We start from the raw sequence: 20,644 nt of genomic DNA, 5'->3' as shown, positions 1-20,644 counted from the left end.
TTTCACACTAAATTGTCAACAGCGGACTGCTCAATCGCCAGACCCTTTTTATAACGTTCGATAAAGGTTTCAAATCCTTTAATGTCGGTTGCCTCTGGATGAATTTCTTCCCCCTTAACATCTTTGAACACTTTTTGATCGAGGAAGTCTTCTAAACTTTCTTCCTGATTTTTATTCATCATGTAAGCGGCAAGAATAGCCATTCCCCATGCACCGCCTTCACCGGCAGTCGACATTACGGAAACAGGAACATTCATTGAAGCTGCCATCATTTTTTGACCCACTACCGGAGTCTTAAATAAGCCGCCGTGGCCTAAAATACTATCAATGGCTACATTCTCTTCCTTCGTCAAAATGTCCATTCCAATTTTCAAAGCACCAAAGGCGCTGAATAGATGTGTACGCATAAAGTTGGACAGATTGAATTTGCTCTCCGGCGAGCGGACAAATAGCGGACGACCTTGTTCTAACCCAGTAATATTCTCTCCTGAGAGATAACCATAGCTTAGTAATCCACCGGCATCTGGATCTGCTTCCAAAGCTTTATTTAATAGCACGCTGTACAATTTATTGGCATCCACTTTGTGTCCCATGGCTTCATAGAATTCGCGGAATAACCCGAGCCAGGCGTTGAGGTCACTTGAACAGTTATTCGCATGAACCATGCCCACTGGACTTCCGTTCGGAGTAGTAACCATATCGATTTCCGGATAAACCTTGGAAAGTTCTTTTTCTAATACAATCATGGCAAAAACAGAGGTTCCTACAGATACATTCCCGGTGCGTTTTCTTACGCTATTCGTTGCAACCATCCCGGTTCCAGCATCCCCCTCTGGAGGACTAAGCGGAATACCTGATTGTAAATGCAGCGATGGATCCAGAATTTTAGCTCCCGCTTCGCTTAAAATACCTGCTTGCTCTCCTGCAACATACACCTTAGGAAGTAAATCACTGGTTTTCCACGGATAAGCTTTGCTTGCAACCAGTTCATCAAACTGCTGTATCATGGAAGCGTTAAAATTTCCTGTAGTTTCATCAATTGGGAACATACCGGATGCATCACCAACACCAAGTGCTTTATTTCCAGTCAATAGCCAATGAATGTATCCTGCTAGTGTCGTAACAAAACGTATCTGTGGCACATGTTCTTCTTCATTCAAAATCGCCTGATAAAGATGAGCTATGCTCCAGCGTTCTGGGATATTAAACCCAAACAGATCGGTCAATACTTTGGCAGCCGCACCCGTAGTTGCATTACGCCAAGTCCGGAATGGAACAAGCAGTTCATTGCGCTCGTCGAAAGCCATGTATCCATGCATCATTGCAGAAAAACCGATTGAACCAACCGTTTGAAGGGTAATTCCGTATTTTTGTGCAACTTCTTCCTTCATCTCGCGATAGGCGTCTTGCAGACCTTTGATAATATCTTCCAAGTTGTACGTCCAAAAACCGTCCTTCAACTGATTTTCCCATTCGTAACTTCCAGAAGCGATCGTTTGAAAGCTATGATCGATAAGTACAACTTTAATGCGCGTGGACCCAAATTCAATACCAAGCGAAGTTTCTCCCTTATTAATCGCTTGTTCGATGCTTAATCGATTCGATATCACGTTTGTCACCTCTCTGAGAGCGCTTTTTTAAAAGGTCATGATAAGAATTTGCTTTCTTAATTGACAGCTATAGTATAATTTTTTGTACGTACATTTGTCAATTCAATAGTTATATATACATACAAATATGGAGATAATAATGATTTAACTGTATAAAAAAAAGAGCCCCTTTCTATTTTTTTCGTTGTCATGCTATAATTTGTACATACAAATTTACCGAATATACGAATAACTTAGCGAACAAGAATGGAAAGAGGAATTACATGAAACCAAAGTATCAAGTGATATTAGATGACATAAAAAGCAAAATCCTTTCGGGAGATTACAATGTTGGTGAACAAATCCCTACTGAATCTGCCTTGCAGTCCATGTACGAAGTTAGCCGGCAGACTGTTCGAAAAGCAATTTTAGAACTTTCCAACGAAGGCTTCCTGCGAAGCGAAAAAGGATCTGGTACTTATGTAAGCAACCAATATCGTTTGAAGACCGGCGGGAGTTCCCATAAGAAGACGATCGGTGTAATCACGACCTATATTTCCGACTATATCTTTCCTTCCATTATCCGTGGGATCGAGAGCCGGCTAAATGAGGATAATTATTCTCTACTATTAGCTAGTACAAATAACGATGTTGCTCAAGAAAAAAAGGCCCTTGAAATGATGCTGTCCTACGGTGTAGATGGTTTAATTATTGAACCGACGAAAAGCAATCTATATAACCCCAATATTGCTTACTACCTTTCTTTTAAGGAACAGGATATTCCGATTATAATGATTAATGCCTTTTATGAAGAAATAGAACTGCCGTACCTTTGTCTTGATGATGTACAGTCCAGCTATTTGGCAACAAAAGAGTTGATAACCAAAGGGCACACCCAAATAGGGCTCATTGCAAAAATGGATGATTTACAAGGAAAGTATCGGATGAAAGGGTATATTAAAGCACTCGGAGAATCCAAATTACGATTTTATCCTGAGCAGATTTTTTCATTCAATACGGAGACAAAACAGACGTTATCTACAGACTTGAAGGATTTTCTGAATAAAAATAGAGATACGCTCACTGCTATTGTTTGTTATAACGACGAGGTTGGGTTGGAAGTGGTTCATGCCTGCAGACAGCTGGACATCACTATTCCCGAGGAATTATCGATTATCGGACAAGATAATTCCTATATCGCCAAAAACGCGAACATCAAACTAACCACCTTGACACACCCACAAGAAGCCATGGGACGCGATGCAGCGGATTGGGTCATTAAGAAACTACAAGGAAAAAAAGACCTTCCAAACAACACTTATTATCAGCCTGTGTTAATTGAAGGTGAGACCGTTGTTGAGAGATAGGTTGTAATTTAAACAGATAAATAAATTTTCCGTTTATACAAGGCAAGCAACCCACCAGTCATGGCTGGTAGGTTGCTTTTTTCATTTTGTCTCTACATTAAGCAGTCCGGCTCCATTTTCCGTGTTTGGAATATTACTGGATTTCCAGATAATCAAGATAAGCATCCCATGTCCCGTTATCAGCTGTTACGACGAGCTGGATTTCTTGATTTCCGGTTCCATGACTGACATTGTTTAGAGTATAAACGGCGGGACTGCTTCCCCCGAAGTAAAAGGTGCCCTTGGTCACTCCACCGATTTTCAAATCGACTCTCGCCATATTAGAGTTATTCGAAGCCCCGAGGAGTGAAAAATTATGGGTACCGGTCGTAAAATTCTGTGTGTATTTCACTAGATCATTGTTGGCGTATAAAGAAACTCCGGAGAATGGTGAGCTTATATTGGAGGTATACTGACCACTTTTAGTCATGTTTTCAGCTTCTATTTTTGTGCTTGTGCCTGGATTTGGTGTGGAGGTTGGTGTTGTTGTTGTGCCTCCACCATCAGGTGCGACTGCCCTGCCTGTGCTCGTCGAGATCATGCCTGAACAAAGACCGCGGTTCTTGAGATTCTGTGCAATCTGTGGAATCGCTTGAACCGTAGTTTGGTACTGATCGTGCATAAGGATCACGTCGCCATTTTGCATTGTACCCACAGCATTTACAATCTGGGCGGTAGTGGCTCCATTCCAGTCCTGGGAGTCAACGTTCCATAACACTTCATTGAGACCATTTTTTGCTCCACTGAGCACTGAATGTACCTCCACTATCAAGAGTCATACTCGTGGTACCGGAATCCTTCCATAGCTCATAGTAGTAGCCGTCTTGGGTGCCGCTTTGATTAGATGTGATCGTTGTTGCGGCATTTACACTTACTGCAGGCAATGCAAGCATAAAACAAATAATGATTACTAAAAATAAACGCATTCTCTTCTGTTTTATTTGCTGTCCTCCTCTTGGTTATACTGCAACTAGTCTTACTAAGATGCTGTGCAACCTGTTTGATCAACCTCCTTTTTATTCCATATATATTAATGTAAGCGAAAACAATTAGATTCAATCATTGTCCTAATTTTTTCATATGCATAAACTAAAGCTTGTACCGTGAAAAGTTTAGATCTTTTGTAGTTGGAAATAAACGAAATTAAATAAGCAGCTTCCGGTAGAGTACCGGAAGCTGCTTATTGGCTAGATCATTTTATCATTGCCTACGAAATGGAGTCTTAACTTAAAAGTGAATAACCTTCCCGCCGTTTACTCACCACGACTCACACGAAAGCCTTGATCAGGTCCCATGCCATTTGCGTCGAACTTGCCTTGAAAAGATATCTCGTTGTTGGTGATGTTGCCGATCCAACCGCCGCCCTTCACAACCCGGTAAGATCCGACATCGCTTCCCCTATCCCCATACCAGTTCCAACACCATTCCCTTACATTCCCTGACATATCATAAAGTCCTAACTCGTTGGGCTGTTTGACACCAACATTTTTTGTTTTATTATTGTTGTTTTCAATGATAGGCCAGTTCCATTCTCCCGATAAGTATTTATCTCCAGCGTTTTTCCAATACCATGCTACCTCATCTGCATTATTGCTTCCACTGTAGGTGTAACTCTTGCTTAATTGACCTCCACCTGCAGCATATTCCCACTCTGCTTCTGTCGGTAATCGATAACCATTAGCACCTTCATTGATCGTTACGGTCCATTTTATATTATCGTTTTCGCTCTTATTATTTGTATCTATTTTATTCTTATCTATATTGTAATAGGGTGTTAAACCCTCTTTTATACTCCGCTTATTACAGTACTCAACAACGTCATACCAGCTAACCATTTCAACCGGCAAATTGTCGCCCTTGAATTCTGAGGGATTACTTTCCATTACCTCAATCCATTCTTTTTGAGTTACCTCATATTTACCGATATAAAAGCTCGATAGGGTTGCACCATTGTAGTTGGACTTTGTGTCTATAAAAGTCCCTCCCTTTACAAATACATTGTCATTACTCGTTTCAGGCTTTTCTTGTGAGCAAGCGCTGATAACAACTATTGTTGCTATGAATAGGAAACTCAATAGTTTTCTCATTGATTTATCTCCTTTGAACGGATAGGAACATAATAAGTCGTTAGTAGTATGTAAGTCTTCTTTCGGAATAAATAAGGCCGCCGGTTGTGAGACCGGCAGTCCTTAGTATTATCATCGATTAAGAGGCTACAGTTTACCTGTTACCACACCGTTACGTTAGAGCTCCCACTACTTTGATATCCTTCAGTAGCTAACACTTGGTAAGCCCAACTACTTCCCAAATTCATTCCATATTTCTTCCATGCGTTAACGTGATTGCTAAAAGTGATAGCAACATTACTCCCAGTTGCTCTCTTCGACTGTCTTACACTCCAGAACTGAGTGAAAGTTGCAGTGCCGTCAATAGAAGGTGCGTTGGTTCGGGTAGTCGTATAGATGTCATATGTTCCACCATCACTGGTCACGGTACCTTTAAATGTTCCAGTTGGTCTATAGGTGCCCCAGCTATCAACGACGTAATATTCTATGAGTGAGTTTCTCGTCCACCCATAGAGTGTCAAATATCCATTACCGGACGGCGCCCAGACCCCGGCATTGTAGTTTATTGTCCTTGTTGGTGATCCGGTATTCCAGCCTTTACCAACAACAAAGTTCCCGGTGTTTGACCATGTAACACTGTAATTCCCACCTGATCCATTCGTAGCATTTACTGTTCCTCCACCATCAGTCCAATTTTGCCAATAATCTGTCGCTGCATTTGTAGTTGCTGCAAACAAGCTAAAGCTCATAGTAGCTGCGAATAATACAGTCAAGATTTTCTTATTCATCTTAAACATAATCTACCTCCTAAGTTTTTTTTGATTACATACTACTTGACTGACCTCTAGTATTCCAAGCAATCGTCTGTGGTTTTCTTTGTTGTTTGGTAAAACTCCCGAGATCACCACATCCTTCCATTTATATAATTGTAAGCGATTTCAAATAGAAGTTTATCATAGCTTACGTACAATTTAATCTGTTCAAATTAAAGGTTTTACCCCAAAAAGTATTGTTCTTTTGTGGTTATAAATGGAAATATAAAGAAATAACATACAAAAAAAGAGGACTTAGCGTCCCCCTTTTACTTGTCATATATCAGATTAATTAAGTTCATTACAAGCCCCTCCACAATACTATAATATTTTAACAAAAAATTACTGAACATGTATTTCTGATTTGATAACATGTTGACTTAAAAATTTCTTTAAATCATTATTCAGCTGCACAATCTCATTGTTAGCATTATTCGCATAATCCGGCAACATCATATCCCTAACCATTTTAGTTCGTAGCCATGTCATAAAGAAGAGGTCCAGAAATAAGTTTGGAAATTTAAGCACCATTTTAAGCATTGGTGGATCAATTGAAACGCCAGCTTTTTGAATTGCCCTTAGATACGCTTTTAAAGTAAATATTATTTTGCGTGCCGTCTTTCTAGTTCTGGTTGTTTTTTTGTCAATGATCTTATTCTCAGAATGCAAAAAGCTCAACATGGCAATGTCTGATACGGAATGTGTGATTAGATACGCTTGCATATCTTTTTTAATAACGTAGGGAAGCTTTGCATTTTTAAATAATTTTGCAAGGTTTTCTATGCGTTCTGTCACTACACCATTAATTTCTCCAAATGCAGTTGCCGCTATAAACTTTGGTAGAAATCGAGCATGCAATACTCCATCTTTAATCTGTCCGCCGAAGCCAGGAAAAGCTGGTAAAAGTCTATCCCCTACGATATCCAGCCACGAAGAAAATCCAATTGAATTACTAGTCATCGTAACTATATTTTTGCTTTGATTATCTTTTAGCACTAACAACGCTGCTTCGGACCGATCATAACGAACGGTAACGAAAATAAAATCGTATACATCGTCATTTTCGAGCGTATCAATGACATTCACTTGTATCGATCTAACTGTACCTTTTTCTATATACTGCAGGCCATTTTCTCTTAATGATTTATATCTATTCGAATGTGCAAACAAGCTAACGTCAAACCCAGCTTCAATAAGCTTAATTGCGTAAATGCTCCCGATGACACCTGCACCAAAAATTAAAATTCTATCTTGTTTTGCTGACATATAAACCACCCCTACTTATTAATATTCCCTTTTGATTATCCGACAACATGTTGTATGATGTGATTATAAATCTTCATTATTCCTTGATCAACCATCAGTTTTTTATGATTTGTCGGATGATATTCTTATTCGCTAGTAGGAGGGAAACATGAAAAAGCAACCCCAAATAACGGAGAAAACAAAAGTTTGTAGAAGTTTTTTGTGAGTTATATAGCCAAAAGCCGATTGAGAAAATTTCGATTCAGGAAATTTCGAATAAGTCAGGATATAACCGCAGCACCTTTTATCAATACTTTACTGATATTTACGAATTGTTAGACTCTGTTGAAAATGACCTATTGAATGAAATGAAAAAAGAATTGGCAAATAAAGAGCTATCGATGGATACGGTTCAAGATACGCTCTATTGTCTGGATAAAAAAGAACATCTCCTGGTTCTTAATGCCCTTTTGGGTGATTATGGAAGTGCCCGTTTTTTAAAACGCTTAAAAAAAGAAATCACTTTGGATCAATTAGAATTAAACGTTCCGCAAAACCAATCCTTAACGCCATACTTCATTGAGTTTTACCTGACAACTGCCCTTTCTTTATTTCGTCTTTGGCTCCAGCGTCAAAAGGATTTATCGTCAGAAGAATTTTTCAAGTTAGTAGAGAACCTATATTCAAAAGGGATTACACCCTATTTTAAAGAATGAGTCTGTCATTCAAACCAAATCCTCATAAGGATCCGCATTCTGATTTAAGAATTATTCTTCGGTAAAGAAAATCGAGACCATTCAATTGGATGAAAAAAACCATTGATCTAGTTGACTAGATCAGTGGTTTTCTTTTTTTTATAGATTTTTATATAATATATCTTCATTCCAAAACTCCATAACAGAAGACAATAAATCCCTAAATGATCACATATAATGGAAGTTCGTTTAACGATATACTTTTATGTAAGCGTTAACATTCTGTTGCAGGAGGTGGCCATTAGTCGTGTATGCTCGTATCATCACTCTTATGAATAATCTAAGACTCAGAACGAAGTTATTTCTGTCATTTGGCTGTGTTGTTCTAATCCCGGTCTTAATTGTAGGGCTGTTCCTTACAAATGAACTACGGAATATGGCAATGGCTAATGCGCTTGAGCAGATTACAGCCAACGTGGATCGAGTGAAAAAACGGACTGGCGAAATGCTCAACATCCCGCTTGATATTGCTTATCGCCTATCGAATGATAGCCGACTTGAAGAGGTTGCCAATCATCGTTATGAGTCTGTCTATGATGTTGTTGAAGCTTACTGGAACTATCCTGATTTCCGTGATTTTGTTCGACTATACAACGAAGTTTCCAGTATCCGCTTATATATCGATAACCCAACGGTTCTCAACAACTGGGAGTTTCTACAGACGAATGAGAGTGTTACGCAGGAACAATGGTACCAAACCGCACTAGCCCAAAGGGGACTGGTATTGTGGAATTATATTCGAGACAACCGTAATGGACAATATTATTTAAGTTTAATCCGAAAGGTCAATTTTTTTAAGGCGAGAACCACCGGTGTTCTAGTCGTGAATGTGAATACCAAAAAGCTCAATGCGATCCTCAACCAAGAATCTTTTGAAACTCTTATTATGGATGAGAACGATAATATTGTCGCCTCAAATCGTGTAGATACACAAGATAAATCACTGTCGAATATTGACCTAGCAACCTTATCCGCTACAGGGCAAGGTCCCCACGATGTAACCATTGATGGCAAACCCTTCAAAATGGTGATCGATCACTGGCAACCTGGAGGAAGCTTGAATAGCCTGCGTATCATTTCCATTTTTTCTGTAGCAAGCATCGTCGATGAGCCCAACCGAATTATCTTTCTAGCTTCAATTGTAATTCTTTCGGCAATGATTATGGCTATTCTCTTGATTTACTATGTCTCGCGGCTACTCACCGGAAGGATGCTACATTTGAGCAAACATATTTCTAAGGTCGCTGCGGGAAATTTAGGAGCCACGCTTGTTATTGACGGTAAAGATGAAATCGGTCAGCTTGCCAGACAATTCAATCATATGGTTCGGAACATTAATGAACTAATGAGTGAGGTACAAGAATCTAATCGACAGAAAAATGCGACTCAACTTAAGCAAAATGAAATTAAATTCAAGATGATGGCCAGCCAGATCAATCCTCACTTCCTCTTCAATGCCCTAGAATCAATCCGCATGAAAGCTCTTGTCAGAGGACAAGCGGATATTTCTCAAGTCGTTCGACTGCTGGGAAAAATGATGCGTAAAAACCTTGAGGTCGGCAATGGGAGGATCAGTCTGCAAAGTGAGCTAGAAACCGTAAACAGTTACCTAGTCATCCAAAAATTCCGCTATGATGACAGACTCACTTATGAGCTACTTGTGGACCCAAAGGCGAATCCTTTTCAAATTCCCCCTTTAATTATTCAGCCCCTGGTAGAGAATTGTGTCATCCACGGATTGGAGAATCGAATTGAAGGCGGCATGGTCCGGGTGGAAATCCGCTTAGAAGACAGTTCTCTAAAGGTTCAGGTATCTGACAATGGAGTGGGTATTTCAAAAACACGGATACAAGAAATTAGGAGGATGTTGAACAACAATGATGACTATGAAACTAATAATATTGGGATGCGCAATATTCATTTGCGGCTGCAGCTGACCTATGGTCCACAATTTGGGCTGACCTTAGCAAGTCAAATCGGATTCGGAACGCAAATCAGCTTTGCGATTCCATTAAGGAGTGATTCTTATGTATAGCGTGTTGATAGTGGATGATGAGCTGGCGATCCGTGAAGGACTAGTTGCTCTGCTAGACTGGGAGAGACTTGGATATCAAGTCATCGATTCCGCCGCAAATGCCATTGAGGCTAAACATAAATATGAACTTTACTCCCCTGATTTAATGATCGTAGATATCCGTATGCCCGGTAGAGATGGTCTAGAGCTTGTTGAAGAGCTGAGAGCACTTGATCCGGAAATGCACATCATCATCCTCAGTGGCTATGCGGATTTCAACTATGCTAAGCGAGCGTTATCCTTTGGCATTGATACCTATTTGCTCAAGCCTGTAGATGAAGATGAACTACAGCTATACTTGGAGAATCTGTCCATTGAGCTGGATGCACGTATTACTGATCGTAAGAAACAGGCCGCAGTCAAAGTATGGAACCGGGAAATGCTAGTTCAATCCTTGTTAATGGATCGAAGTGCGAAGACTCCGTCAATAAAGGAGGCAACCGTTCTTGATGCAGAACTACTATGGGATTCTTATCAAGTGGTTCTGATTAGGCTGATACTTCAGGACAATGCGGATCATGGACCTTCATCAGTCGTAAAGGCGAGACTTGCAAAAAGCTTTGAAGAAAATGACTGGGGCATAGTATTCTTGCTAGATTCTTATTTGGGGGTTCTGCTTCAGCCCTCATTTCAGAAAGAACTTGTACATAAGTTAATGGTCCAGAATATACAGCAAGTAGTATTTGACCATGAACTTGAATGTATCATCACCGCAGGTGATATGGTGAACTCTCTGGAGGATATCTCCGTCTCCCACCTATCGGCGCTGGCAAGGATGAAAGAGCATTTCTTCTATGACGAGACGGGGATGATTGGACCGGATTCCATGAAAATAAAGAATGGGCTGACAGTTAGTCCAGAGGAAATAGAGAATAGGCTGGAGTCCGTTCTAGAACGGATGTTTTTTTGTATGGATACCGGCAGTTGCGCGTTACTCTTCACCCTGATTCAAGAAGCTGGAGAACTTATGATTACCGCCGATTATTCCGAGATGGCCGTGAAATCGCGTTATGTGCGTATCGTCTCTTATCTACTCAACAAACTCTCGTTTCAATATAAGGAGCTGAGTCCTCTGCACAGCAACATGGATGAGCAAATTGAACAAATCTATAAACATACCTCTCTGCCTCAATTGCAGCGCTATGCCTCCACTCTTCTTGAGTATTATGCAAAAGGCATTATCCGCGACGATATGGAGGTCTTCCTAAAGCGGATGCTGGATCTCATCCATCGACATTATAATAAGAATCTTAAGCTCGACACGCTAGCGGATGTATTTAGTTATAGTAGCGCTTATCTAGGTAAGCTTTTTAAGAATAGCACGGGGTATTCTTTTAACAGCTATCTAGATAATGTCCGCATGGAGAAGGCCAAGGAACTGCTTACTCAAGGCTACAAAATCCATCAGGTCGCAAACGAAGTGGGCATCAGTGATGTAGATTATTTTCGTGAAAAATTCAAGAAGCATGTAGGTGTCTCTCCCTCCGACTACCGCAGAAAGAATTGAAAAAGACTCAATATTTTTCAGAAAACGCTTACGAAAATAGCAGATATACCCCTGTTTTTTATATAAAATATTCGGGTGTTTCTTTCACTTTCTGTAGATTATGATTATGGCATATCGAAGGAGGGACATAAATGAAAGCGATTACCTCAAAAGATCAACCGGAGCTGAAGAAGTCTGTTTCACGCTTTTGGCCAACTTTTATACAGCAGAAATACCTCTATATGATGGCCTTCCCATTTGTGCTCTGGGCATTTGTATTTAATTATTTGCCTTTATGGGGCTGGACGATGGCTTTTCAGAAATACAAACCCGGGAAATCCTTTTTCGATCAACAATGGGTCGGCTTACAGTACTTCAGAGAGCTTTTTCAAGATGATCAATTCTTTAATGCACTTCGCAATACACTCGCTATGAGCATCATGGGCTTGTTTGCTGGATTCATTATTCCCATCATTTTTGCTATCCTTCTGAACGAGCTACGGCTTCAGTTTCTGAAACGGTTTGTGCAGACGGTCTCCTATCTCCCCCACTTCGTATCTTGGGTGGTTGCTGCCGGAATTATTACCAAGATGCTCTCTACCGATAACGGTGCGGTAAACGACCTGCTGCTAAGTCTGCATCTTATTAGTGAACCTATACAATTCATGGCTAAAGGTCATTTATTCTGGGGGATCGTCACAGCTTCTGATGTTTGGAAGGAAACCGGGTGGAACACAATCATTTACCTTGCAGCCATCTCAGGTATAGGTCCTGAGCTTTATGAAGCAGCAAGAGTAGATGGTGCAAGTCGCCTGCAGCAAGTACGAAACATTACACTTCCAGGTATTCAGACAACCATCATTATTCTGCTCATTATTTCCATCGGACATTTAATTAGCATTGGGTTCGAGAAGCAGTTCCTGCTTGGCAATAACCTGGTGCGCGACTACTCACAGACGCTGGATCTGTACGCATTGAACTACGGGCTTGGCATGGGCCGGTTCTCCTTCGGTACAGCCATTAATATCTTCAATTCTGTGGTAAGTGTGATTCTGCTGTTTGTCGCCAACGGGATATTCAAAAAAATAACAAAAGAAAGCATCATATAGGAGGCCCTTATGCTAAGTAAAAAACTGGCCGCCGTGTCATGGTCGGACCGCATTTTCGATCTGGTAGTCTATATTGCGATCACTGTAGTGACCATAGTTACGCTATATCCTTTTCTGAATGTGTTAGCAATTTCCTTTAACGACTCCACAGACAGCATTAAGGGTGGAATTACGATATATCCACGCGTCTTCACTATTAAGAACTATGAGACGATTTTTGCCTATTCCGGGCTGATGACCGGACTCAAAATCTCTATATTACGTACGCTGATTGGCACGATTCTTGGGTTGGTCAGTGCCTCCATGTTAGCTTTCACTCTGAGTCGGGTAGACTTCCAAGCCCGAAAGTTCGTCTCTACATTTCTCGCGCTTACGATGTATGTCTCAGGTGGTCTCATCCCTGGCTACATACTGATTAAAGATCTTCATATGATAGGAACCTTTGGCGTGTATGTCCTCCCCGGTCTAGTCAGCGCATTTAATGTATTTGTCATCCGTTCCTTTATCGATGGCTTGCCCTATGCGCTGCAGGAATCCGCTAAGTTGGACGGGGCTAATGACTTCACGATTTATTGGCGGGTTATTCTTCCGCTGACCAAACCTGCGCTGGCAACCATCGCTCTCTTCCTCGCCGTTGGCCAATGGAATTCATGGCTTGATACTTATCTTTACAATGGTTCCAAGGATGCGTTGACTACCCTCCAGTTCGAGCTAATGAAGGTCATACAGAGTACGACAACTAATGCAGACAATTTCCGAGGTCGCAATATGACAGAGGTTATGGCACAAATTTCTCCGGAATCAGTCAAAATGGCAATCACGATCGTAGTCACTGTGCCTATTCTAATCGTCTATCCGTTTTTGCAGCGCTACTTTGTTAAAGGTATGACTTTGGGTTCAGTAAAGAGTTAGTACGCTAATGGTATAAGCAGGCTCAGCCTGTATACACAATATATTTTTTGACCAGAAAAAGGGAGGGTTTCTATTCATGACAAGAAATACAGTAAAATCGCATGTGATGTTGATGGTCTTGACTTTACTTATTAGTGTGCTGGCAGGTTGTAGTGGATCAAGCAACAAAACAGCTAATAACAACGAAGGAACTAAACCAACGAATGAAGTTAGTGCCACTGCAGAGGCTACCGCGGAAGCAACTGCACAAGCCGAAGATTTAAGCCCGCTTACACTCTCCTTCTTCGCTGAAGATCCAAATCCGAACTGGAACAATATGAAAGACGACATCAGTAAAGTGATTACAGAGAAAACAGGCGTCACACTCGATGCGGAATTTGCGGTAGGTGATCCACAACAAAAAATCGCCTTAATCGCTGCTGGTGGTGATTATCCGGATATCATATCTGCCAAAGCTGATATCGGTAAACTTGTAGATGCTGGAGCAGTCATCGATTTAACGGAGTTAATCGACAAATATGCACCAAATATTAAACGTGTGCTTGGTGACAACCTTGCCCGGGCAAAATACACGAATGAAGATCAATCGATTTATGCCATTCCTACCTGGGCAGCGGTTGATGAGAAGAAATTCGTGGCTGGCGGCGGATTTGAGCTTCAACATCGCGTCTTGAAGGAAGCCGGATACCCTGAAATCAGAACAGTCACCGATTATGAGAATGTAATTAAAGCCTATCTTGAGAAACATCCAACTGATGAGAACGGCAACAAGAACATCGGAGTCTCCCTGAACGCGGATGATTGGCATATGTACATTTCCGTCACTAACCCTGCTGTTGCAACATCAGGCGGTTCGGATGACGGGGAATATTACGTAGATCAACAGACACATGAGGCGATCTACCACTTTCGCCGTCCGGAGGAGAAAGAGTATTTCCGCTGGCTGAATCATATGAATGATATCGGATTGCTAGACAAAGAGAGCTTCGTGCAAAAGTATGACCAGTACAAAGCTAAAGTAGCCACAGGACGTGTGCTTGGCTTGATTGATCAAGATTGGGATTATAATGATGCTCAACAAGCGTTGAAAACGGCAGGAAAGTTCGATCAAACTTATGGTCATTATCCGGTAACATTAACGAAAGAATACAAGGAAACTAGCTTCTGGCCTACCGGCTTCATGGGTGGTTATGGCATCTCGATCTCCAGCACAAATCCGGATCCAATTCGTACAATTAAGTTCCTGGATTTTCTCGCTTCTGATGAAGGACAAATCTTGAATAACTGGGGAATTGAAGGTAAGCATTACGTGGTAGAGAACGGCAAACGGATCGTTCCGACAGATGTACAAGATCGCATCAACAATGACAACACAGCCTTCACCAAGGAAACAGGAATCGGCTTCTACTGGAATATGATGGTTCATTACGGAGACGGCGCTAAGGATGCAAGTGGAAATTATTACACTAAAAACTTCCCGGAACAACTTGTACTTGGGTATAGCGATGTTGAGAAAGAAACTTTAGCTGCCTACAAGGCAACCACTTGGAAGGATCTATTCCCGAAAGAAGAAGAATTCACTGAAAAGGCCTATGGTGCAGCGTGGAATATCGCGATTCCAGGTGAAGATGAGGTCACCATTTTAGGTAACAAAATGAGAGATATTACATGGAAACGTATTCCGGAAGCCATTCTTGCCAAACCAGCAGATTTCGATAAAATCTGGGCTGACTACATGGCAGCTTTGGAGAAAGCCGGAGTAGAAAAAATGGAAAAAGGCTACACCAAATATGTGCAGGATCGTGTTGCCTTATGGAGCGCTAAATAATAACACTTTGAGCCGAGCCGATATCCGCTCGGCTCTTTACGTTTTGCACTGCTCAATTCTCAGAATAAATCACCTCCAAGAATGGCATTATAAGGTAGACGGTGGGTCCGGTTTATTTAGGAGGATGAGGAAAATCAAAACAAATATTACGTTTATTCAATCCATCATGATTATTATGCTGAGTACAGGCCTTCTAAATCATGTCATTATCATCCCCATCCTATTGGACGCGGCAAAACGTGACGCCTGGATCTCAGTGCTGCTTGCTGGGGCATGTGCGCTAGTTTGGATCTTTATCCTGCACATTAGTACTACTAAAATCAAAAAACAGCATCTTTTCGCTTGGCTGGCTAAAGCTTACCCTCCAATCGTGAGCCGTATTCTTGCGGTAGTCGCTAGTGTATATTTGTTTGTCTTATGCATGCTTACAACTAGAGACACTGTATACTGGGTGCATCTGACCTTCTCACCAGAGACACCTATACTGGTCCTTACGTTCGTATTACTTTTGATTTCTGTGATAAATGCTTATTTAGGTATTCACTCCCTCGCGAATACCGCTGCTATTTTGCTGCCTTTTGTTGTTATATTGGGTTTTTTTATAATGTTCTCTAATACAACTCATAAAGATTATTCCTTACTAAGACCGATGCTTGAGCACGGTATGCAGCCCGTTTGGAAAGGGAGCGTGTACGTAGGAGCAGGTTTTGTTGAGGTCATCATGCTTTTCTTTATGCAACATCACATCAAATCGCGATTGTCATATCTATCGTTTATGATCATGATCCTGCTTATCTTAGGTTTAACCATGGGTCCGATAATTGGTGCAATTGTTGAATTTGGTCCGGATGAGGCTGATAAACTCAGATTTCCCACGTATGAAGAATGGAGATTGCTGACGATTGGACAATACATTGAGCATCTAGATTTTTTTAGCGTTTATCAATGGTTCAGTGGTGCTTTTCTGAGAATTTCTCTAACTATGTTTCTAATTCTCGATATACTCCAAATTCAAAGTAAAAAAGTGAAAATGTTGGTTCTTGGAAGCATTTCTTTTGCTATTGTAGTGTTCACAGCCATTCCATTTAGTGACCAATTTTTTCTGAGTATGTTAGCTCACTATGTACTTCCCTTTTCTTTTTGGGGGGTACTCGCTTTTTCTGTAATTATTGCAGGGCTGATTAGCTTGGCTCAACGAAAGGGGAAAGCAACATCATGAAAGAGCCTGAGCAAAAGGAATCCAATACGTTCGAGGATTTGTTCAAACGAGTATTTGGTTCAAGTTCAGACATTAAGAGACTAACTATCTCTTTGTCTGACTCGGACAATGCCGTTCAACTGGTGTATTGCCAGGGGTTGTGCGATGAAATCAAAGTGGAAGAATATATCATCCCGGAATTAAAAAAGATCCCGGAATCTATTCTCACATCACGTGAACTCGATCTTATGCAAAAGGTTCCGTTTCACATGACCCCCCTTCCATCAAAAGAGATTAATGCTTCAATGATTGATACTGTGCTTAATGGTGATCTTTTCCTTCTTTTTACGCCATCGAATCAATACTATGTTGTGAAATTGGCTGATCCACCTAAACGGCAACCTGAAGAACCCAATACAGAAGTGTCCACAAGAGGGCCTAAGGATGGTTTTACGGAAGAATCATTTACCAATATTGCCCTTATTCGAAAAAGAGTTAAGACCGAATTACTGGCTGTTGAACAATTCAGTATTGGAATCCAAACCGCGACTGAAGTTCATCTTTTATATCTCAAGGAAACGATTAAACCTCATGTACTAGATGAGATCAAGTCAAAACTAACCGGCATTCAAATCCAGGGATTGGTGAGTAGCACCCAGCTTGAAGAAAGTCTGACTGGATTTTCGTTTTTTCCATTATTCGCATATACGGGCAGACCTGACTATGCTGCGAATTCACTGCTTCATGGCAAATTTGTGCTCTTGACGAATGGTTCGCCTACTGTGATTATAGCGCCAGTGAGCTTTAGCTTCTTGTTGAATACTTCGGAAGATGCACATATGGTAAACATCTTTGTTGCTTTTACTAGGTTATTAAGAGTCCTAGGGGTTATGCTTTCCCTGTTTTTGCCGGGCTTTTGGATCGCGCTTACTACGTTTCATCAAGATCAAATCCCCTTTACGCTGCTTGCAACGTTAGTAAATTCGAGACAAGGCGTGCCTCTTCCGGCTCCCTTGGAGGCGATTGTGATGCTCATTTTATTTGAGATTTTTCGGGAAGCAGGGATGAGATTACCTACTGCTTATGGCCAGACCTTATCGGTAGTTGGAGGTTTAATTATCGGTCAGGCAGCCATTAGCGCCGGCATTGCAGGTCCAGGTACGATTGTGGTAATAGCCATTTCAGTATTGGCTACCTTTACATTGGTCAACCAGTCATTAGTTAGCGTTGTTAGCTTGCTTCGAATTACTATTCTCATCATTAGCGGGTTTCTGGGGTTGTTTGGTACGATGACATGTCTGCTTGCACTGATCCTCTTTATGGTCAATTTACGTTCTTTCGGCACCTACTATCTTTCCCCTCTATCCCCGCCTCACTGGAAGGAATTTTATAAGGTTATTTTCAGAATGCCGTGGGGAAAGGGAAAGTTCACGGACAATACGGGAAATAAAGGACGAGATCGATCATGAAATTGATCCGGTGCATGCTTGTTACTGCTCTGCTCTCCATGCTGCTTACAGGTTGTTGGGGATCAAAAGAAATTGAGCATATGATCTATGTGAATACATTAGGCGTCGATTATGTAGATAACAAAGTCGTTGTTTATATTCAAATGGTTAACTTTAGTGGCATTGCGAAAAAAGAGGCGGGGCAGAGCCTAGAACAAAAAACCTTCATAGGGAAAGCAGAAGGAGATTCGTTTGATGCGGCAATATTTAATTTATATGCCACTAGTCCACAAAGAATTATCTGGAGTAATGTGAAAACAATCGTATTTAGTGAAGCAGCGCTAAAGAAGGGTAGCGTCATCAATCAAGTATTGGACGTTTGGGATCGATATTATGAATTTCGATATACCGTTTGGACCATGGCAACCAACGAACCTATGGAAGAAGTGCTGACTACCCCGTCGATCGCCGATCTGTCAGTGATCTACTCGCAGCTTAACAGTCCCATGCGAACCTATGAACAGAGCTCGGTTGTCGCTCCGTTGTATCTGTACAAGTTTATATGGAAATGGAGAGAGAAAGCCGAAACGGTTCGATTACCTTTTCTTGAAGTTGCGCCAGACTGGACCAGTAATAAGGAACCTTCCCCTAACATTAGCATGTCGGGGATCTGCTTTCTGCAAAATGAGCAATTTCGAGGTTGCCTGAAGTCTAAAGAGATATTAGGGGTTCGATGGCTGGAAAAAAAGACGCAACGAACGCCTCTGATAATCAAAGATGACAAAGAAGTACTTGCTGTGATCGTCATGAACAAACTTAAATTCTCTATTCAACCCAAGATGAAGCATGGCAAACCTATCTTCGATATTAAAGTGTCTATGCAGGGCACTCTTCCGGAATTGAGCGCAAACCTTAATCGAAAAGATATTGAACTGAAAGCAATAAAAGTAATTGATGATCAGATTAGGGAAACTTACTTGAAAGGTTTAGAAATAAATGCCGATGTATATGGACTCTCAGGCATATTCTATCGTAATCTTCCAAAAAAGTGGAACAAACTGAATGATAAAGGAATCTTACCGCTCGATTCAAGCAGCATCGACAAGATTGATATCAAGGTGAATCTGATCAGTGGTGGAATATCTAAGATTGAGTAAACTCAGATGAAATGATCAACTAAAGGCTGAAGAACAACTTTTAATTACTAAAAGTTGTTCTTCAGCCTTTTTATTTGAAATGATTAAACGACAGGTTTCGCACGCACAGTATAATTCTTCCTGTATATGTAACTTTCTTCTCAATAGTTATTTTTAGTGCCTTTACATCACTCCCTCAGAAGGAGGAATTCATAGTCACAACGAATAAACAGTATATCAAATTCTTTCTAAACTATTGGGAGGGCTAATATGCTGTATGTTAAGGATATTTTACTGCAATTATTGTTTGCCCTAACCCCTTTTGTCCTTTATACCATTTACTATCGTGACAAAGCCGTTAACTATTCAAAACAATTTATCACGATCACCTGCATGATATGTCTTTTTATGTCGATGACCTTTCCTGCTAGTATACAAGATGGAATCATATTCGACATTCGTTACGTGATCATGTTTTTCGGTATGGTGTATGGAGGCATAACTACTGGAGTTTTTCTTATCGTTGAGTTTCTAGTATACCGCCTCCTTATAGGTGGACAGGGACTATATTCAGCGATAATTATTCTCTCCATCACTTTCTCCATATCCGCATTGTTATCCAATCTATACCGTCGTCGTTCCGAGTACCGAAAGCTTATTACACTCATTGCAGGGATATGCTTTTCCATTATTCCAATAGGTACTATGTTTGCAACGGAATACCAATACACGATACAGCATTTAAAGTTCAATATCCTCGTTATGCCAGTACAAAATTTCCTCGGAATTTGGATATTGATTTCCCTTTTTAATAAAGCAGTTTCTGATAAGGAATTATATCTCAGGTATCTTCAAAGTGAAAAATCGGAAACGATTGCTCATGTCGCAGCCTCTCTAGCTCATGAAGTCCGTAATCCACTTACAGCCGTTATGGGATTTTTAAAATTATTGAAGGATGATTCGATCACAAGAGAAAAGAGTCAGAGATATATTGAAATTTGCCTTGAAGAGATTAAGCGGACAGAAGTTATTCTTTCTGAATATTTATCGATAGCTAAACCCAATCATTCTATGGTAGAGAAAATTGAACTTGTGCAGCAAATCTACTCTATTGTAGACATCATAACGCCGTACGCCAATATGAATAACGTTACTTTGGAGATGCACCCCTTGGAGGATAAACTATATGTATCTGCAAATCCTACTGAAATCAAACAACTATTCATAAATTTCATCAAAAACGCGATAGAAGCTTGCACTGTTCATTCAACAGGAATTGTGAGCATCCGTATTGAGCGTCAATCCCAATTCGCAAAAATAATAATAATTGATAATGGGGTTGGTATGAGCAGCGAGCAGATGGATCGACTGGGAAGCATTTATTTTTCAACTAAAAGCAAAGGTACCGGTTTGGGACTTACGCTTTCTTATCAACTGATCCGTTCGATGAACGGTGATGTAAATGTACGAAGTAAATCAGGAGAAGGAACTGAATTCATTCTCTCAATTCCATTAACTGACTGAGTACTTAGATGCTCCAACGCAACAAAAAAACTCGGCTCAAACTTATCGTTTGAACC

Annotated in this window: 15 protein-coding genes and 2 pseudogenes; 11 read left to right on the top strand and 6 right to left on the bottom strand. The window is 40.7% G+C overall.

The features are described 5' to 3' along the window. Window positions 1-2: 2 nt before the first annotated feature. Window positions 3-1,610 (bottom strand): xylulokinase, encoded by a 1,608-nt coding sequence (locus MKY52_RS27325; protein WP_341054861.1) that lies wholly within the window; start codon window positions 1,608-1,610, stop codon window positions 3-5. A gap of 263 nt (window positions 1,611-1,873) precedes the next feature. Here MKY52_RS27325 and MKY52_RS27320 point away from each other — a divergent pair, with 263 nt between their 5' ends. Next, complete coding sequence (locus MKY52_RS27320) at window positions 1,874-2,956, top strand: GntR family transcriptional regulator (protein WP_341054858.1); 1,083 nt, start codon at window positions 1,874-1,876, stop codon at window positions 2,954-2,956. Window positions 2,957-3,089: 133 nt separating this feature from the next. On the opposite strand, the pseudogene MKY52_RS27315 reads toward MKY52_RS27320, so the two are convergent. From MKY52_RS27315 to MKY52_RS27300, 5 genes and pseudogenes are all read right to left on the bottom strand, one after another. Beyond that, window positions 3,090-3,731: pseudogene (locus tag MKY52_RS27315) on the bottom strand (carbohydrate-binding protein); the annotation flags it as partial. Between the two features lies 1 nt (window position 3,732). Beyond that, window positions 3,733-3,936: pseudogene (locus MKY52_RS30440) on the bottom strand (glycoside hydrolase family 11 protein); the annotation flags it as partial. A gap of 312 nt (window positions 3,937-4,248) precedes the next feature. After that, a complete protein-coding gene (locus MKY52_RS27310; protein ID WP_341054856.1) occupies window positions 4,249-5,082 on the bottom strand; it encodes a formylglycine-generating enzyme family protein in 834 nt (277 codons plus the stop codon). Window positions 5,083-5,222: 140 nt separating this feature from the next. Beyond that, window positions 5,223-5,858, bottom strand: a complete 636-nt coding sequence (locus MKY52_RS27305) for a glycoside hydrolase family 11 protein (RefSeq protein WP_042188200.1) — start codon at window positions 5,856-5,858, stop codon at window positions 5,223-5,225. Between the two features lie 357 nt (window positions 5,859-6,215). Then, window positions 6,216-7,139 carry a ketopantoate reductase family protein gene (locus MKY52_RS27300; protein WP_341054854.1) on the bottom strand — a complete coding sequence of 308 codons (924 nt, stop codon included), beginning with the start codon at window positions 7,137-7,139 and terminating at the stop codon, window positions 6,216-6,218. A gap of 338 nt (window positions 7,140-7,477) precedes the next feature. Between MKY52_RS27300 and MKY52_RS27295 the strand changes: the two genes are divergently transcribed. The 10 genes from MKY52_RS27295 to MKY52_RS27250 all read left to right on the top strand — a co-directional run bounded on the left by MKY52_RS27295 (window position 7,478) and on the right by MKY52_RS27250 (window position 20,588). Then, a complete protein-coding gene (locus MKY52_RS27295) occupies window positions 7,478-7,834 on the top strand; it encodes a hypothetical protein (protein WP_341054852.1) in 357 nt (118 codons plus the stop codon). A 286-nt stretch (window positions 7,835-8,120) separates the two neighbouring features. Then, window positions 8,121-9,908 carry a sensor histidine kinase gene (locus tag MKY52_RS27290; protein WP_341054850.1) on the top strand — a complete coding sequence of 596 codons (1,788 nt, stop codon included), beginning with the start codon at window positions 8,121-8,123 and terminating at the stop codon, window positions 9,906-9,908. Then, window positions 9,901-11,454 (top strand): response regulator transcription factor, encoded by a 1,554-nt coding sequence (locus MKY52_RS27285; protein WP_341054848.1) that lies wholly within the window; start codon window positions 9,901-9,903, stop codon window positions 11,452-11,454. The genes MKY52_RS27290 and MKY52_RS27285 overlap by 8 nt, the downstream gene beginning before the upstream one ends. A gap of 131 nt (window positions 11,455-11,585) precedes the next feature. Then, window positions 11,586-12,542 (top strand): ABC transporter permease, encoded by a 957-nt coding sequence (locus tag MKY52_RS27280; protein WP_341054845.1) that lies wholly within the window; start codon window positions 11,586-11,588, stop codon window positions 12,540-12,542. A 9-nt stretch (window positions 12,543-12,551) separates the two neighbouring features. Continuing rightward, a complete protein-coding gene (locus MKY52_RS27275; protein ID WP_341054843.1) occupies window positions 12,552-13,454 on the top strand; it encodes a carbohydrate ABC transporter permease in 903 nt (300 codons plus the stop codon). A 76-nt stretch (window positions 13,455-13,530) separates the two neighbouring features. Then, window positions 13,531-15,282 carry an ABC transporter substrate-binding protein gene (locus tag MKY52_RS27270; protein WP_341054841.1) on the top strand — a complete coding sequence of 584 codons (1,752 nt, stop codon included), beginning with the start codon at window positions 13,531-13,533 and terminating at the stop codon, window positions 15,280-15,282. A 124-nt stretch (window positions 15,283-15,406) separates the two neighbouring features. Then, window positions 15,407-16,501: a GerAB/ArcD/ProY family transporter gene (locus tag MKY52_RS27265; RefSeq protein ID WP_341054840.1), complete on the top strand. Its 1,095-nt coding sequence runs from the start codon at window positions 15,407-15,409 to the stop codon at window positions 16,499-16,501. Then, entirely contained in the window at window positions 16,498-17,949 is a 1,452-nt protein-coding gene (locus MKY52_RS27260; protein ID WP_341054838.1) for a spore germination protein, read from the top strand. Before MKY52_RS27265 ends, MKY52_RS27260 begins: the two co-directional genes overlap by 4 nt. Then, window positions 17,946-19,085, top strand: a complete 1,140-nt coding sequence (locus MKY52_RS27255) for a Ger(x)C family spore germination protein (RefSeq protein ID WP_341054837.1) — start codon at window positions 17,946-17,948, stop codon at window positions 19,083-19,085. The genes MKY52_RS27260 and MKY52_RS27255 overlap by 4 nt, the downstream gene beginning before the upstream one ends. A gap of 249 nt (window positions 19,086-19,334) precedes the next feature. Next, window positions 19,335-20,588 (top strand): HAMP domain-containing sensor histidine kinase, encoded by a 1,254-nt coding sequence (locus MKY52_RS27250; RefSeq protein ID WP_341054836.1) that lies wholly within the window; start codon window positions 19,335-19,337, stop codon window positions 20,586-20,588. Window positions 20,589-20,644 lie beyond the last annotated feature (56 nt).

The organism is Paenibacillus sp. FSL P4-0184, from assembly GCF_038004625.1.
Taxonomy (GTDB): Bacteria; Bacillota; Bacilli; order Paenibacillales; family Paenibacillaceae; genus Paenibacillus_AQ.
Note: the sequence above shows the minus strand (reverse complement) of the source record. Positions and strands in the feature narration are given on the sequence as shown.

What these genes read in the sequence shown, in the direction of transcription:
- MKY52_RS27305 (WP_042188200.1), bottom strand. Translation starts at nt 5,858, where the DNA reads ATGTTTAAGATGAATAAGAAAATCTTGACTGTATTATTCGCAGCTACT.
- MKY52_RS27270 (WP_341054841.1), top strand. Translation starts at nt 13,531, where the DNA reads ATGACAAGAAATACAGTAAAATCGCATGTGATGTTGATGGTCTTGACT.
- MKY52_RS27285 (WP_341054848.1), top strand. Translation starts at nt 9,901, where the DNA reads ATGTATAGCGTGTTGATAGTGGATGATGAGCTGGCGATCCGTGAAGGA.
- MKY52_RS27280 (WP_341054845.1), top strand. Translation starts at nt 11,586, where the DNA reads ATGAAAGCGATTACCTCAAAAGATCAACCGGAGCTGAAGAAGTCTGTT.
- MKY52_RS27260 (WP_341054838.1), top strand. Translation starts at nt 16,498, where the DNA reads ATGAAAGAGCCTGAGCAAAAGGAATCCAATACGTTCGAGGATTTGTTC.
- MKY52_RS27250 (WP_341054836.1), top strand. Translation starts at nt 19,335, where the DNA reads ATGCTGTATGTTAAGGATATTTTACTGCAATTATTGTTTGCCCTAACC.
- MKY52_RS27265 (WP_341054840.1), top strand. Translation starts at nt 15,407, where the DNA reads ATGAGGAAAATCAAAACAAATATTACGTTTATTCAATCCATCATGATT.
- MKY52_RS27320 (WP_341054858.1), top strand. Translation starts at nt 1,874, where the DNA reads ATGAAACCAAAGTATCAAGTGATATTAGATGACATAAAAAGCAAAATC.
- MKY52_RS27255 (WP_341054837.1), top strand. Translation starts at nt 17,946, where the DNA reads ATGAAATTGATCCGGTGCATGCTTGTTACTGCTCTGCTCTCCATGCTG.
- MKY52_RS27310 (WP_341054856.1), bottom strand. Translation starts at nt 5,082, where the DNA reads ATGAGAAAACTATTGAGTTTCCTATTCATAGCAACAATAGTTGTTATC.
- MKY52_RS27275 (WP_341054843.1), top strand. Translation starts at nt 12,552, where the DNA reads ATGCTAAGTAAAAAACTGGCCGCCGTGTCATGGTCGGACCGCATTTTC.
- MKY52_RS27300 (WP_341054854.1), bottom strand. Translation starts at nt 7,139, where the DNA reads ATGTCAGCAAAACAAGATAGAATTTTAATTTTTGGTGCAGGTGTCATC.